The sequence below is a fragment of the Brevundimonas sp. GW460-12-10-14-LB2 genome (assembly GCF_001636925.1).
GTDB classification, from domain to species: Bacteria; Pseudomonadota; Alphaproteobacteria; order Caulobacterales; family Caulobacteraceae; genus Brevundimonas; species Brevundimonas vesicularis.
On record NZ_CP015511.1, the window covers coordinates 3159728 to 3173884 of the forward strand.

Genomic DNA, 14157 nt, shown 5'->3' on the forward strand with positions numbered 1-14157 from the left:
GCCGGAAGGCTCAGTCCGCCAGTCGGTATCCGACGCCCGGTTCGGTCACGAGAAGGACGGGCTGGGCCGGATCGGCCTCGAGCTTGTGCCGAAGCTGGCCGACAACGACGCGCAAATATTGAACGTCATCGGCGTGGCCGGCGCCCCAGATGGTCTTGAGCAGGTCGGCGTGGCCGAGGACCTTGCCGGCGTTGCGGGCGAGGTGGGCCAGGACGTCGTATTCCTTGGGGCGAAGCTTCACCCGCTCGCCAGCGCGGGTGACGACGCGGCGGTCCAGATCGATGACGACATCGCTGGCCGTGACCACCCCTCCCGCGACCGGCGTCAGCGCGCCCTGACGCAGGCCGGCGCGGATGCGGGCCAGCAGTTCGCCGACACCGAACGGCTTTTCGACGTAGTCGTTGGCGCCCAGGTCCAGGGCGACGATCTTCTCGGCCTCGCGGTCGCGGGCGGACAGGACGATGATCGGCCCCTGATAGAAGTCGCGCGCCCGCGTCAGAACGTCCTTGCCGTCCATGTCGGGCAATCCGAGGTCCAGCACCACGGCGTCGGGGCTCCACAGGGCGATGGCGCGCAGGCCCTCCTGACCGCTGTCGGCGCGGCGGGGTTCATAGCCGGCGGCGTCCAGGGCGGGCGCCAGGAAGCGGTGGATCTGCGGCTCGTCGTCGATGACGAGAACCTGGGGGCGAATGGCGGACATCACAGCAGATCCGGGTGGGTGGCGATGGACTTAGGCAGGCTGATCAGGATGCGGGTGCCGCGCTTGCCGTCGGCGTCGTCCTGGATCGGGCTGGCGGCGGCGATACGGCCGCGCATCGCCTCGACGAAACCCTTGGCGATGGCGAGACCCAGGCCTGCCCCCTTGGCCCGATCGGTAGATTCTTCCATGCGGCGGAACTTGTCGAACACCCGTTCCAGCTCGGCGGTCGGGATGCCGCGTCCCTCGTCCTCGATGGAGATGACGACGGCGCCGCGATCCTCATAAGCCGCCAGTTCGATGGTCGTGCCGTCGGGACTGTAGGCGATGGCGTTTTCCAGGATGTTGACCACGGCCTGTTCCAGCAGGCCCGGATCGGCCTCGACCATGCTGAGTTGGGCCGGAAAATCGCGCGTGACCTTGCGCCGGCCCAGGCGTCGCGACACCCGGTCGGCGGCGGTGTTCAGGATGTCGCGCACATCGGTCCAGTCGGTGCGCACGTTCAGGCCGCCGCCCTCCAGCCGGGTCATGTCCAACAGGTCGCCGACATAGCGCGACAGGCGTTCGGCCTCTTCGCGGATGCTGAGCAGCAGGTCGTCGCGGACCTCGGGCTTCAGGGTTGCGCCATAGTCGATCAGGGTCGTCGCCGAGCCCAGGACGGTGGACAGGGGCGTGCGCAGGTCGTGGCTGACCGAGTTCATCAAGGCGGCACGGAAACGGTCGGCGCGGCGCAGGGTCTCGGTCTCCAGCGCCTGACCGGCCAGATCGGCGCGCTCCAGCGCCACGGCGCCTTGGTCCAACAGGGCCATCGCCAGGCGTTCCTCGTCCGAGCCCGCCGCCACGGCCGAGGCGTCGACGCCCGCCACGCCGGCCCGGCCGCGCACGCCCTGTAAGGGCTGAAACCGCCAGTGGGTTTGCGGCAGGGTGCCGGTGCCGTGGCCCGTCACCTCGCCGTGGGTCCAGGCCCAGCGGGCGGCGGCCATGGCGTCGGGGGTCAGGGTCACGCCGTCGGGGCTGGCCGCCGTTAGCACAATGTCCTCGCCGTCGGGCAGAAGGACGACGGCGCCCGCGCCGGCGGCGGCCGAGGCCTGTTCGGCCAGGCTGCGGGCCGTGGTCGCGCGATCCTGGCCCGCCGACAGGGTCTGGCTGGCGGCCAGCAGGGCCGAGACGGCGGCGGCGCGCCGCTGGGCGGCTCTGGCCTGTTCGCGCACCCGCCCCGCCAGGGCGCCCGTGCCCAGGGCCACGCCCCAGAAGAGCAGCAGCGTCAGGAAGTCGGTCGGCGAACCGATCAGGAAGCTGTAGCGGGGCTGAAGGAACAGGAAGTTGTAGGTCAGAAAGGCTAGGGTCGCCGCCGCCAGCGCAGGCCGCAGCCCGTTCAGCACACCGGCCGCCACCACCGCCGCCAGATAGATGACGCCCAGATCGACCCGCTCGAACCGGGTATCGAGCAAAAGAGCCGCCCCCGTCGCCGCCAGGACGAACCCTGCCCCGGCCGGATAGCCGCGCCAGTCCAAGGCCGCCCTGACGCCCGACTTGGCCGCCGGTTCGGGCGCGACCAGATCGCCCTCGGTCACGACGTGGACGGCGACGCCCTGCGCCTTGCGCAGCAGTTCGGTCGCCAGGGCCCGGCCGGTCCATTCGGCGAACCGCCCGCCGCGCGTCTTGCCGATGACGATCTGGGTGACGTTGTTGCGGTGGGCGTGATCCAGCACGGCGCGCACCACGTCGTCGCCGCTGATGGTCACGGGCCGCCCGCCCAGTTGTTCGGCCAGTTTGAAGGCCTCGGACAATCGTCCCGCCGAGCGGGCGTCGGCCCGCGATCCGCTGGGTCTTTCGACGTGAGCGACCGACCAGGGGGCGTCCATCATCATGTCGGACATTCGCCGCCCGGTGCGAACCAGCGAGGCGGTCATGGCGTCGCCGCCGACCAAGACCAGGATCCGCTCGTTCGCCGCCCACGGCCCTGATACGCCCCGTTCGCGCAGGTGGGTCAGCAGCTGGTCGTCCACCGTCTGGGCCGCGCGGCGCAGGGCCAGTTCGCGCAGCGCCGTCAGGTTCTCGATCTTGAAGAAGTTCTCGGACGCCACCCGCGCCGTCTCGGGCACATAGACCTTGCCCTCGGCCAGACGCGCCCGCAGATCCTCGGGCGTGATGTCGATGACCTCGATATCGTCGGCGCCGGTCAGGGCGCTGTCGGGCACGGCCTCGCGCTGGCGCACGCCGGTGATGCGCAGAATGACGTCGGACAGGCTTTCCAGATGCTGGATGTTCAGCGTGGTCCAGACGTCGATGCCGGCGTCGCGTAGTTCCTCCACATCCTGCCAGCGCTTGGGATGGCGCGAACCGGGCGCATTGGAATGGGCGTATTCATCGACCAGCAGCAGTTCAGGCCGTCGCGCCAGGGCGCCGTCCAGGTCGAACTCCATCAGGGCGCGGTCGCGGTGTTCGATCGGCGCGCGCGGCATGACGTCCAGCCCGCGCAGCAGGCTCATCGTCTCCTTGCGGCCGTGGGTCTCGACCACGCCGACGACGACGTCCAGCCCCTCGGCCTTTCGACGGCGTGCGGCGCGCAGCATCTCATAGGTCTTGCCCACGCCGGGCGACATGCCCAGAAACACCTTCAGCCGCCCGCGCTTACGGCGCGGAGCGGCTGAAGTCGCGGGCGTTGCGGGCGCCGTTTCGGGCAATCAGCCCTCCGCCCCGAAGCGGGCGTCCAGCGCGCGGTTGGTCAGCAGGACATTGACGTGCGGCTGGCCGATGAAGCCCAGGAAGGCCCCCTCGATATGCGCCTCGATGATGCTCTGGACCTGTTGCACGGGAACGCCTCTGGCGCGGGCGATCCGCGCGGCCTGAAGCCGAGCGTAGGCCGGGGACACGTCCGGGTCGAGGCCCGAACCCGAGGTCGTCACCGCATCGGCGGGGATGACGCCGGGGCCGTCCTCGGCGCGGATCGCCTGGGCGCTTTCGGCGACGCGGGCGATCAGGTCCGGGTTCAGCGGCCCCATGTTGGAGCCGGACGAGGCGGCGGCGTCATAGCCGTCGCCTGCCGCCGACGGGCGCGGATGCAGATAGGTCGCGCCGACGAAAGGCTGGCCGATCAGGGACGAACCGACGACCTTGCCGCCGGCGTCGCGCACCAGGCTGCCGTTAGCCTGATCCGGGAAGGCGACCTGGGCGATGCCGGTGACGGCCAGCGGATAGGCCAGGCCCAGCAGCAGGGTGAACAGGGCCGTCATGACGAGGGCCGGGCGAAGTTGGTTGACCATGGCCGTCGCCTCAGAAGGTCGCCTTCAGCGTGGCTACGGCGCGTGCGCCGTAGATGTCGCCGAAGTCGTGTTGATCGGTGTCGTGATAACGCAGGTCCACCGCCAGCTTGTCAGTCAGCTGATAGGCCGCGCCCAGGTTCCAGGTGGTGTAGTCCAGGTCCGACGACACCCACTGACGGCCGACGGCGCCCGAGACGGTCCATTTGTCGGCAGGGCTGACCGCGCCGTTGACCTCGGCATAGGTCGCCTCGTCCTCGGCCGCGCCGAAGAAGTCGGGCGAATAATAGACGGCGGCGCCCAGGGTGGCCGGGCCAAAGGCGCGCGAAGCGGCGGCTTTGAACTCGACATAGTCATAGTCGGCGCCGTCGGGCTGACCGGCGTAGAGATAGCCGATCACCCCGAAGTCCAGCGCATAGCCGGCGACCTCGGGCCGATAGCCGGCATACAGATCGACCTCGGCGTCCGTGTCGTCGCCGAAATCGACGTTGGAGGCCCAGGCGCCGGCGTAGAAGCCGCTCTTGGTCAGATCGACGCCGGCCGAAAGGGCGGGGTTTTCCTGGGTCTGGCTGACGCCGCGGAAGACGTAGTCCGAGGTGACGGCGACGTTAGCCGACACGTCCTGGGCCTTGGCTTCGCTGCATAGGCCCAGACCGGCGAGGCCGACGATGCAGGCGGCGGCGAACCAGGCGTCGTTGCGGCCCGAGGCCTTGGAGAAGGATTTACGCATTGGATTTCTCTATTCGAACAGGATGAATGGCCATGGGGTTGGAGCGCGTGCGCGGATCGGTCTGCTGCAGCGTCGCCACACCCCACATCACGGCGATGACCAGCACCGCCACGACGAGTTGCAGGATGCGAGAGACCTCCCGACGCATCACGCCAGACCCAGGCCGGAGATGAGCAGGTCGATCAGCTTGATGCCGACGAACGGGGCGATCAGGCCGCCCAGGCCGTAGATCAGCAGGTTGCGACCCAGAAGCGCGCCGGCGCCGATGGCCCGGTATTTGACGCCCTTCAGCGCCAGCGGGATCAGGGCCACGATGACCAGGGCGTTGAAGATCACCGCCGACAGGATGGCGCTCTCAGGGCTGTGCAGACGCATGACGTTCAGCGCGCCGAGCGATGGCAGGGCCACCACGAACATCGCCGGGATGATGGCGAAATATTTGGCCACGTCGTTGGCGACCGAGAAGGTCGTCAGGGCGCCGCGCGTGATCAGCAGTTGCTTGCCGACCTCGACGATCTCGATGACCTTGGTCGGGTCGCTGTCCAGATCGACCATGTTGCCGGCCTCGCGCGCGGCCTGGGCGCCGGTCTGCATGGCCACGCCGACATCGGCCTGGGCCAGGGCCGGGGCGTCGTTGGCTCCGTCGCCGCACATGGCGACCAGACGGCCCTTGGCCTGTTCGGCCTTGATCAGGCGCATCTTGTCCTCGGGCGTGGCCTCGGCGAGGTAGTCGTCCACCCCGGCTTCCGAAGCGATGGCTGCGGCCGTCACCGGATTGTCGCCGGTGATCATCACGGTGCGCAGGCCCATGCGGCGCAGGTCGGCGAAGCGCGCCTTCACGCCCGGCTTGACCACGTCCTTCAGGTGGATGACGCCGACCAGGACGCCGTTCTGGGTGACGGCCAGGGGCGTGCCGCCCGAACGGGCGATCCGGTCCACAGCCTGGCGGAACTCGGCCGGGGCCGAACCGTCCGTCAGGTTCAGATCCTTCAGCACCGCATCGACCGCGCCCTTCCTCCAGCTGTCCTTGCCGACGTCCAAGCCCGACTGGCGGGTGACGGCGGTGAAGGGAATGGCGACGGCGCCGGCCGGTTGATCGACCGAGACCCCGGCGTTGCGGCCCAGCTCGACGATGGAGCGGCCCTCGGGCGTCTCGTCGGCGAGCGACGCCATAACGGCGGCGGCCAAGGCGGCCTCGGGGCGCACGCCCGGGACCGGAATGACCTCGGTCGCCATGCGGTTGCCGAAGGTGATGGTGCCGGTCTTGTCGAGCAGCAGGGTGTCGACGTCGCCTGCCGCCTCCACCGCACGGCCCGAGGTGGCCAGCACGTTAACCTTCAGCAACCGGTCCATGCCGGCGATGCCGACGGCGGACAGCAGACCCCCGATCGTGGTCGGGATCAGGGTGATGAACAGGGCGCCCAGCACCATCGGATCAAGATCGACGCCGGAATAGGCGCCCAGACCCACCAGGGTCACGACCGCGATCAGGAAGATCAGGGTCAGGCCGGCCAGCAGCACGGCCAGAGCCAGCTCGTTGGGCGTCTTCCGGCGGTCCGCGCCCTCGACCATGGCGATCATGCGATCAAGGAAGGTCGAGCCGGGCTTGGCGGTGATGCGCACCTTGATCCAGTCCGAGACGACGGTGGTGCCGCCGGTCACGGCCGAACGGTCGCCGCCGCTTTCGCGGATCACCGGGGCGCTCTCGCCGGTAATGGCGGCCTCGTTGACCGAGGCGACGCCCTCGACGATCTCGCCGTCCGAGGCGATCACGTCGCCGGCCTCGACCAGGATGATCGACCCGACTTCAAGCTCTGAAGCATTGGTGGGGACCACGCTGCCGGTCTTCGGATCGACAATCAGCTTGGCCTTGGTCGTGACGCGGGTGGCGCGCAGCGAATCGGCCGCCGCCTTGCCCCGCCCTTCGGCGATGCTTTCTGCGACATTGGCGAACAGAACCGTGGCCCAGAGCCACAGCGCCAGCTGCACCGCAAAGCCCGCTGACTGACCGCTCGCGATGGCCGCAGCGGCCGAGAGCGTGGACAGAAGCGCCACGATCCAGGTGGTGAAGATGACCGGATTGTTGATCAGCTTGACCGGGTTCAACTTGACGAAGGCGTCGCCAACCGCGCGTCCGATCATCTGTCCCGAGAGGCCGCCCGCAAGAGGCGACGCACGGCCGCCCTCGCGGGGATCCAGAGTTACTTGTGTCATGTCAGGATGTCCGAAGGATCAGGCGCCGGCGACCGCCGCGAGCACCTGGAAGTGCTCGACGATCGGTCCCAGGGCGAGGGCGGGCAGGAACTGCAGGCCGCCGAGGATGAGAACCACGCCGATCAGCAGGCCGATGAACAGGCCATTGTCGGTCGGCAGCGTGCCGGGGCTGGGCGCCAGCTTGGGCTTGACCACCAGACTGCCGGCGATGGCCAGAACGGCGACGGCTGGAATGAACCGCCCGAACAGCATGCCCAGACCCAGGGTCGTGTTCCACCAGGGGGCGTTGGCGGTCAGACCCGCAAAGGCCGAGCCGTTGTTCGCCGCCGCCGAGGTGTAGGCGTAGAGGATCTCCGACAGGCCGTGCGGCCCCTTGTTCAGCAGGCCCGCCAGCGCCGTCGGGAAGACGGCCGACACGGCGGTGAAGCCCAGGATCGCCAGCGGCAGGATCAGCACCGCGATCATGGCGAACTGGATCTCGCGCGCCTCGATCTTCTTGCCCAGATATTCCGGAGTGCGCCCGACCATCAGGCCGGCGACGAAGACCGACAGCAGGGCCATGACGACCATGATGGCGATGCCCGAACCGACGCCGCCGGGCAGGATCTCGCCCAACTGCATCAGGAACATCTGCAACCCGCCGCCCAGGGGCATGAAGCTGGCGTGCATGGAGTTGACCGAGCCGTTCGAGGCGCCGGTCGTGACCACGGACCAGACGGTCGAGGCGGGCGCGCCGAAGCGGACCTCCTTGCCCTCCATATTGACCGAGGCGTCCACCTGGGCCGCGACCAGGGCCGGGGCCGGCTGGGTCTCGATCAAATACATGGCCGCGCTGGCGGCGCTCAGCAGGATCAGGGCGGCCGCCGCCAGGGCGCGGATGTCGCGTCCCGCCATGGCCGTGCGGCCGAAGGCGAAGAAGGCCGCCCAGCCCATGACGTTGATCGCCACGGCGGTCAGCAGATTGGTGATGGCGTTCGGGTTCTCGAACGGATGGGCGCCGTTGACGTTGAAGACGCCGCCGCCGTTGATGCCCAGCTGTTTGATCGCCACCTGGCTGGCCGCCGGGAACAGCGGCAAGGTCTGGGATCCGCCCTCGATGCCGGTCGCCGTCACATGGGCCGCCAGGCTCTGAACGATGCCGAGACCGGCCAGGGCCACCGCCAGGATCAAGGCGGCGGGCAGCAGGACATACAGCGTCGTGCGCGTCAGATCGGCCCAGAAGTTGCCGACCCCCTCGCCGCGATTGGCGACGAAGGCCCGCGCCAGGGCCGCCGCGATCGTCGCGCCCGTCGCCGCCGAGACGAAGTTCTGCACCGTCAGGCCGACCATCTGGGTGAAGGTCGACAGGGTCGCCTCCCCGCCATAGCTCTGCCAGTTGGTGTTGGTCACGAAGCTGACGGCGGTGTTGAAGGCCAGATGCGGCGACACGCCTGCAAACCCTTGCGGGTTCAGCGGCAGCACGCCCTGCAGACGCAGGATCGCATACAGCAGGACAAAGCCCGCCAGGTTGAAGGCCAAAAGGGCGCCGGCGTATCCCAGCCAGCCCTGGCTGCGTTTCGGATCGACGCCGGCGGCGCCGTAGAAGACGGCCTCGACCGGCTTCAGCACCGGGTCCAGCCAGGTCCGCTCGCCGTTCCAAACGCGCGACATATAAACGCCGATGGGCCAGCCGAGCATTACGGCCAGCCCAAGGGTCAGGGCGATCTCGCCCCATCCTTGAATGTTCATGAAATCCGTCCCGGTTCCTCAGAACCGCTCGGGCCGCAGCAGGGCCGCGACCATGTAAACGGCGACGACCAGCGCCCCCGCCCCCCAGAGCATGGCGATCATCGTCATACCCGTTTCAACGCTGTGGCCAGCAAGGCGCAGACGGCGAACGCCCCCGCACCCACCGCCAGAAAAATCACATCGGCCAATCCGGCCTCCTCGCTCAAGTTCGAGCGGGAACAGACCACCGGGCGGCATAATGGCGCGATGCGAGTCCGCGCCGCCGACCTAAAGGATTCATAAAACTAAGGAAGCTGGGTCGGTCGCAGCGCGGGCGACATTTGAAGCGCCCGCAACCCGACCCTCTGAAGCAAAGGTGTGCTTGAGGATGCGCCGCGCAGCGCCCGGCCGTGCGGCTTCCGATCAAATAAGAAAAGCGCGGCCTTGCGGCCGCGCTTCCAAGGTGTCTTTGTCGAGATGATCAGCCCCGACGGTTGTCGTAATCGCGGCGTTCGTAGCGGATCTGGGCCGACAGGCGGTCGAAGCGACGGTCCAGGTCCTGGCGTTCCCAGGCGGTCAGGCCGCCGCGGCGGTAGTTGGCCTCCAGACGCAGCAGGCCGTTGAATTCTCCGCGCAAACGGGTGGCTTCGCGGCGGCTCAGTTGGCCGTTGCGGACGCCCTGATCGATGCGGCGATCCAGGTTGGCCTGGCGGGCGTTGATCGACTGCCACGAGCCATAGCTGGCGTGATGGGGCGGGGCCGGGCGGTGGTAGGATTGGGCGAAGGACGGCGCGGCGACCGAGGCGGCGGCCAGGGCGATGGCGGGGACGATGAGCTTGCGCATGGCGATCTCCTCAAATGTTCTGCCGGTCGGGGTGACCAGCGATGAGGCGATTTGAGCACCCGGCGACTGAGCCGGTTCTGAACAGGATCGATCAGGTTCGGTTCATCTGGATGAAAAAGACGTCACACCGCCGTCTTCTGATTTGGTCTACGGTTTGGAGCAGCGTTCGCTTTAAACTATACGACGTATTCAGCGCCCGTTCAGATGATCGGGACTAGATCGGTCGCCATGTTTCGTAAACCCGCCCCCCTCCTGATCGCCCCTCCGGCCCTGGCCCTGGCTCTCGGTCTGGCCTTCGCGCCCGTCGTGACGACGTCGGCGCAGGCCCAGTCGCGCGATCAGGACCAGCGCTCGCAGGACCGTGGTCCGCGCGTCAGTCCCGACGAGGCCCGTCGTCGTGGCGGCGAGGCCGGCGGCGGTCGCCCCATCGACACTCAACCGCGCCGCGACGGCAACTATTCCGTCCTGGTCGAACGCGACGGACGCGTGCGTGAGGTCGTGGTCGATGGCCAGACCGGACAGGCGCGTCCCGACAACAACAATCAACGTCGCAGGCCGAACTGATGCGCGTACTTCTGGTCGAGGACGACGCAGATCTGTCGCGTCAGCTTAAGGCGGCGCTGGGCGACGCGGGCTATGCCGTGGACCATGCGCCGGACGGCGAGGAAGCCCACTATCTGGGCGAGAACGAGCCTTATGACGTCATCGTCCTGGACCTGGGCCTGCCCAAGATCGATGGCGTGTCGGTGCTGGAGCGTTGGCGGCGAGAGGGCAAGACGATGCCGGTTTTGATCCTGACGGCGCGCGGCGCCTGGTCGGACAAGGTGGCGGGCTTCGACGCCGGCGCCGACGACTATCTGACCAAACCCTTCCATACCGAAGAACTGCTGGCGCGTCTGCGGGCGCTGCTGCGCCGCTCGGCGGGCATCGCCTCGGCGACCCTGTCGTGCGGTGGCTTGCGGCTGGATCCCCGCGCAGCGCGGGCCAGCGTCAATGGCGAGCCCCTGCGCCTGACCTCGCTGGAATACCGGCTGTTGCACTACATGATGATGCATCAGGGGCGCGTCATCAGCCGCACCGAACTGGTCGAACACCTCTACGATCAGGACTTCGACCGTGATTCAAACACCATCGAGGTATTCATCGGCCGGGTGCGCAAGAAGGTCGGATCGGACCGGATCGAGACCGTGCGCGGCCTCGGCTATCGGCTGACGCCGCTGGCGGGCGAATCCGACCCGGCGTGACCGAGGCGACGGCTTCGAAACCCAACGCTGGTGGGCTCCACGATTGGGGCCGCTGGTTCGGTCGCCCAGGTCGCTCCCTGACGCGCCGGCTGATCTGGCTGGCCTCGGCCTGGATCGTGGTCGCTCTGGTCATTTCAGCGCTGGTGCTGACCCAGGCCTTTCAGGAATCCGCCCTGCGGCGTCTGGGCGCGATGCTCAACGAAACGATCGACGAGATCGTGGTCGGCGCCAGCCGCACGCCGCAGGGCGAAGCCATTCCGCAAATCCAGGACGCCAGAACTCTGCGGCTGCTGTCGGGCAAATACTGGCAGATCATGGAGGTTCGCCCCGACGGACGGCTGGTCAGCCTGGCGCGTTCGACCTCGCTGTGGCGCTATGACCTGGCCCTGCCCGCCGACCTGCCCGCGCGCCTGGATGCGGCTTTCGGCGACGTCATCACCTTCAACACCACCGGGCCCAAGGACGACGCCGAGACGCGCGAGCCGCTGCGCGTCGCCGCCAGCATGAAGTCGATCCCACGGCACGAACATCCGGTCATCTTCATCGCCGCGCTGGATCGCTCCGACGTCGACGCGGACACGCGCCAGTTCGCGCGCGTAACCTGGATCGCTTTCCTGATCTTGGGGCTCGGCCTCGTATCGGCGGTCTTCATCCAGGTGCGGATCGGCCTGCGCCCCCTGTTCGACCTGCGCGATGAGATCGCGGATGTGCGCAAGGGCAGGTCGGCGCGGATCGGCCGCTCGTACCCTCAGGAAATCCAGCCGCTGGCCGAGCAGGTGAACCGCCTGCTGGATCACAATCAGGAGGTCGTGGATCGCCAGCGCACCCACGTCGGCAATTTGGCCCATGCGCTGAAGACGCCGATCTCCGTCATGCTGGCCGAGGCGGGGACGAGCGAGGGCGATCTGCCCGAACTGGTGCGGCGCCAGACCAAGATCATGCAGGGCCAGGTCGATCACCACCTGCGTCGCGCCCGCGCCGCCGCCCGCGCCGCCCACGGTCTGGGCGAGACGACGCCCGTCGCCGAGGTGCTGGACGAGCTGGCGGTGATGATCGAACAGGTGTTCCGAGACAAGAACGTCGAGATCGACTGGCGCGCGCCCGACAGCCTGTCCTTCCTGGGCGAGCGTCAGGATTTGCAGGAAATCCTGGGCAATCTGATCGAAAACGCCGCCAAGTTCTCCAGGCGTCGGGTGCGCGTCTCCGCGGGCGGCAGCGGCTTGGGCCAGATGATCCTGGTGGTCGAGGACGATGGGGCGGGCCTGCCGGCCGATCAGCGCGACACGGTCATGCAGCGCGGCGCGCGGCTGGACGAAAGCGCGCCGGGGTCGGGCCTGGGCCTGTCGATCGTGGACGACCTGACGCGCGCCTACGGCGGGCGGCTGATGCTGGCGGACAGCGACATGGGCGGGCTGAAGGCGGTCCTCGAACTGCCGGCCGCCCAGGTCGACTAGGGCTGCCGGTCTCCGCCCCGGCGGTAGCATTCGCAGGCCGCCCGCTCCAAGGCGGCGCGATCCAGCACCGTGATCCGGCCGCGCGAATAGGCGATGGCCCCCGCCTTCTGAAGCCCCTGCGCCGCCTCGTTCACCGTGGTCCGCTGCGAGCCCAGCATGGAGGCCAGATACTCCTGCGTCAGGTTCAGGGTGTCGCCCTCGACCCGGTCGTGGCAGCGCAGCAGCCATTTAGCGAACCGCTGCCCGGCGTGGTGCAGGGCGTTGCAAGCGGCTGATTGCTCCAACTCGCCCTGAAGCCGCGCCATGTATTCGGCGACCGCGTCGCGAACGCCCGGCCGTTGCGCCGACAGGGCGCGGAACTTGGCGGCGTCCACCCGGCGCGCCGTCCCGGCGACCTGGGCCACGCTGCGGGTGTGGGCGTGGTGCGGCACGACCGAAGCGACGACGCCGAGCACGCCCTCGCGCCCGATCATCACGGTCTCCACGGTCCGGCCGTCTTCCAGCACCGCGACCGAGGAGCAGAAGCCGCTGTCGATGAAATGCAGGTGCTCGATGGCGTCGTCAGGCTCGCTGAACACATGGCCGGGCGCGAATTCCACCGGAGTGGCGATGGAGAGGAGAGCGTCGCGATCGTCGGGGTTCAGCCCTTGGATCAATCGGTTGCCAGGCGAAAGGCGGTTCATGAGTTCGCGCATAAGGCGATCTGAGCGCGGCGTCTGTCGAAACTCGACACAGCGTTGCTATATGTCACGCGGCTTTCTGGGGAAAAGTCGTGTCTTTACCGCGTTGTGTACGCGATCGGGCAGAGCGCAGTCGAGGCTCAGCGGGTGACGCGGCCGACCAGACGCCCGGCTTCCAGCACTTCGACACCTGCGCAGGAGGCATGGCGCGCCAGCTGCGACCGCGCGGCTTCCAGCGCTGCGGCGTCGTCGGCGCCGTCGAAGAAGTCGAGCAGCGGACGGCGATCCGCCTCGTCGAAGAAGTGAAACTCGTAGATGTTCAAGCGAACGGCTCCCAAGGAGGCGAACCCTAGCGGCACACGCCCGCCGGCGTCTGTCGGATATCGACACAGCGACAAGCGGAGCCTTTGCCTTAGCCGGCGCGTTGAGGGCGTCCTGACGTGGGAGACATCATGAACGCCGCCAAGACCTTTCGCCTGCCGCCGCTGGCGACCCTGATCGAATGGGCGGCGCGGGTCGGCTATGGGGCGCGAGGCTTCGTTTACCTGTCGGCGGGGGCGCTGACGCTGCTGGCGGCGACGGACCGGATCGGCGATGCGGTGGGGACCAGCGGGGCGGCGGGCTGGCTGGCCGAGCAGCCGTTCGGCAAGGTCTGGCTGGTGCTGCTGGGGCTGGGTCTGTGGGCCTTCGTCGGCTGGCGGGTGTTGCAGGCGGTGTTCGACGCGGACCATGAAGGGACGGACCTGAAGGGCTGGACGACCCGGGCGGGTCAGGCGGTCAGCGGCCTGTTCTACGGCGTGCTGGCGTCGGGGGTGTTCGAATATCTGGACGAGTTCGGCGAGGCGACGAACGCCTCGGCGGCCCAGGCCGAGAGCGTGGCCGAGAACCAGGAGAAGGCGGCGATGCTGCTGGGGATGCCGTTCGGCGAGGTGCTGCTGATCGGGGCGGGGCTGGTGGTGCTGGGCGTCGGCGTGGGCAACATCGTCAGGGCCATCCGCGACGACTTCGACGACGCCCTGGCCTGTCCCAAGGCCTTCTGCGGCACGGCGACGGCGCTGGCGCGGGCGGGCTATGCGGCGCGAGGATTCGCCTATCTGCCGCTGGGGGTGTTCGTGGTTCTGGCGGGGCTGCATGCGCGCTCGGGCGAGGTGACGACGACGGCGGCGGCGCTGGATGCGCTGGAGGCCCAGCCGGGCGGATCGTGGATCCTGGGGCTGACGGCGGCGGGGCTGATGGCCTTCGGCGCCTTCGCCTTTGTGGAGGCGCGCTGGCGCCGGATACGTCCGCCCCGGGATTTGAGCCTAGGCTAGACCTTGCCGGTCGG

15 protein-coding genes are annotated in these 14157 nt (G+C 68.6%); 4 read left to right on the top strand and 11 right to left on the bottom strand.

Translation table 11 applies throughout. The annotated features are described in order from the left end of the window. Window positions 1–10: 10 nt before the first annotated feature. From A4249_RS15625 to A4249_RS15655, 9 genes are all read right to left on the bottom strand, one after another. Window positions 11–700: a response regulator gene (locus A4249_RS15625; RefSeq protein ID WP_066554332.1), complete on the bottom strand. Its 690-nt coding sequence runs from the start codon at window positions 698–700 to the stop codon at window positions 11–13. Next, window positions 700–3384, bottom strand: coding sequence for a sensor histidine kinase (locus A4249_RS15630; RefSeq protein ID WP_066554334.1), 2685 nt, complete (start codon window positions 3382–3384; stop codon window positions 700–702). Before A4249_RS15630 ends, A4249_RS15625 begins: the two co-directional genes overlap by 1 nt. Then, the gene (gene kdpC / locus A4249_RS15635) at window positions 3385–3963 is read right to left on the bottom strand and encodes a K(+)-transporting ATPase subunit C (RefSeq protein WP_066554335.1); all 579 of its coding nucleotides are present in this window, start codon (window positions 3961–3963) and stop codon (window positions 3385–3387) included. It abuts the gene before it with no gap. 10 nt (window positions 3964–3973) lie between these two features. After that, on the bottom strand, window positions 3974–4690 hold the full coding sequence (locus tag A4249_RS15640) for a TorF family putative porin (RefSeq protein ID WP_066554338.1): 717 nt from the start codon (window positions 4688–4690) through the stop codon (window positions 3974–3976). After that, window positions 4683–4838: a hypothetical protein gene (locus A4249_RS16690; protein WP_153923133.1), complete on the bottom strand. Its 156-nt coding sequence runs from the start codon at window positions 4836–4838 to the stop codon at window positions 4683–4685. The genes A4249_RS15640 and A4249_RS16690 overlap by 8 nt, the downstream gene beginning before the upstream one ends. Further along, window positions 4838–6904: a potassium-transporting ATPase subunit KdpB gene (gene kdpB, locus A4249_RS15645; RefSeq protein ID WP_066554339.1), complete on the bottom strand. Its 2067-nt coding sequence runs from the start codon at window positions 6902–6904 to the stop codon at window positions 4838–4840. Before kdpB ends, A4249_RS16690 begins: the two co-directional genes overlap by 1 nt. Before the next feature lie 18 nt (window positions 6905–6922). Further along, window positions 6923–8632, bottom strand: a complete 1710-nt coding sequence (kdpA, locus tag A4249_RS15650) for a potassium-transporting ATPase subunit KdpA (protein ID WP_066554340.1) — start codon at window positions 8630–8632, stop codon at window positions 6923–6925. Between the two features lie 18 nt (window positions 8633–8650). After that, window positions 8651–8740 carry a potassium-transporting ATPase subunit F gene (locus A4249_RS16695; protein ID WP_105625212.1) on the bottom strand — a complete coding sequence of 30 codons (90 nt, stop codon included), beginning with the start codon at window positions 8738–8740 and terminating at the stop codon, window positions 8651–8653. Between the two features lie 352 nt (window positions 8741–9092). Beyond that, window positions 9093–9455 carry a hypothetical protein gene (locus A4249_RS15655; RefSeq protein ID WP_055752768.1) on the bottom strand — a complete coding sequence of 121 codons (363 nt, stop codon included), beginning with the start codon at window positions 9453–9455 and terminating at the stop codon, window positions 9093–9095. Between the two features lie 228 nt (window positions 9456–9683). On the opposite strand from A4249_RS15655, the gene A4249_RS15660 reads away from it, so the two are divergent. From A4249_RS15660 to A4249_RS15670, 3 genes are read left to right on the top strand one after another with little or no spacing between them, the layout of a single operon-like run. Continuing rightward, window positions 9684–10019: a hypothetical protein gene (locus A4249_RS15660; protein WP_066554343.1), complete on the top strand. Its 336-nt coding sequence runs from the start codon at window positions 9684–9686 to the stop codon at window positions 10017–10019. Then, window positions 10019–10699, top strand: a complete 681-nt coding sequence (locus tag A4249_RS15665; protein ID WP_066554345.1) for a response regulator transcription factor — start codon at window positions 10019–10021, stop codon at window positions 10697–10699. Before A4249_RS15660 ends, A4249_RS15665 begins: the two co-directional genes overlap by 1 nt. Next, window positions 10696–12153, top strand: coding sequence for a sensor histidine kinase (locus tag A4249_RS15670; protein WP_082854200.1), 1458 nt, complete (start codon window positions 10696–10698; stop codon window positions 12151–12153). Before A4249_RS15665 ends, A4249_RS15670 begins: the two co-directional genes overlap by 4 nt. Here A4249_RS15670 and A4249_RS15675 read toward each other — a convergent pair. Together A4249_RS15675 and A4249_RS15680 are read right to left on the bottom strand one after the other, a co-directional pair. Then, window positions 12150–12836 (bottom strand): Crp/Fnr family transcriptional regulator, encoded by a 687-nt coding sequence (locus A4249_RS15675; protein WP_066555358.1) that lies wholly within the window; start codon window positions 12834–12836, stop codon window positions 12150–12152. The genes A4249_RS15670 and A4249_RS15675 overlap by 4 nt on opposite strands. 137 nt (window positions 12837–12973) lie before the next feature. Then, window positions 12974–13156, bottom strand: a complete 183-nt coding sequence (locus tag A4249_RS15680; protein WP_066554350.1) for a hypothetical protein — start codon at window positions 13154–13156, stop codon at window positions 12974–12976. A 129-nt stretch (window positions 13157–13285) separates the two neighbouring features. Between A4249_RS15680 and A4249_RS15685 the strand changes: the two genes are divergently transcribed. Next, window positions 13286–14143, top strand: coding sequence for a DUF1206 domain-containing protein (locus A4249_RS15685; RefSeq protein ID WP_066554353.1), 858 nt, complete (start codon window positions 13286–13288; stop codon window positions 14141–14143). The last annotated feature ends 14 nt before the right edge of the window (window positions 14144–14157 follow it).

What these genes read in the sequence shown, in the direction of transcription:
- A4249_RS15625 (WP_066554332.1), bottom strand. Translation starts at nt 700, where the DNA reads ATGTCCGCCATTCGCCCCCAGGTTCTCGTCATCGACGACGAGCCGCAG.
- kdpC (WP_066554335.1), bottom strand. Translation starts at nt 3,963, where the DNA reads ATGGTCAACCAACTTCGCCCGGCCCTCGTCATGACGGCCCTGTTCACC.
- A4249_RS15640 (WP_066554338.1), bottom strand. Translation starts at nt 4,690, where the DNA reads ATGCGTAAATCCTTCTCCAAGGCCTCGGGCCGCAACGACGCCTGGTTC.
- A4249_RS16690 (WP_153923133.1), bottom strand. Translation starts at nt 4,838, where the DNA reads ATGCGTCGGGAGGTCTCTCGCATCCTGCAACTCGTCGTGGCGGTGCTG.
- kdpB (WP_066554339.1), bottom strand. Translation starts at nt 6,904, where the DNA reads ATGACACAAGTAACTCTGGATCCCCGCGAGGGCGGCCGTGCGTCGCCT.
- kdpA (WP_066554340.1), bottom strand. Translation starts at nt 8,632, where the DNA reads ATGAACATTCAAGGATGGGGCGAGATCGCCCTGACCCTTGGGCTGGCC.
- A4249_RS16695 (WP_105625212.1), bottom strand. Translation starts at nt 8,740, where the DNA reads ATGACGATGATCGCCATGCTCTGGGGGGCGGGGGCGCTGGTCGTCGCC.
- A4249_RS15655 (WP_055752768.1), bottom strand. Translation starts at nt 9,455, where the DNA reads ATGCGCAAGCTCATCGTCCCCGCCATCGCCCTGGCCGCCGCCTCGGTC.
- A4249_RS15660 (WP_066554343.1), top strand. Translation starts at nt 9,684, where the DNA reads ATGTTTCGTAAACCCGCCCCCCTCCTGATCGCCCCTCCGGCCCTGGCC.
- A4249_RS15665 (WP_066554345.1), top strand. Translation starts at nt 10,019, where the DNA reads ATGCGCGTACTTCTGGTCGAGGACGACGCAGATCTGTCGCGTCAGCTT.
- A4249_RS15675 (WP_066555358.1), bottom strand. Translation starts at nt 12,836, where the DNA reads ATGAACCGCCTTTCGCCTGGCAACCGATTGATCCAAGGGCTGAACCCC.
- A4249_RS15685 (WP_066554353.1), top strand. Translation starts at nt 13,286, where the DNA reads ATGAACGCCGCCAAGACCTTTCGCCTGCCGCCGCTGGCGACCCTGATC.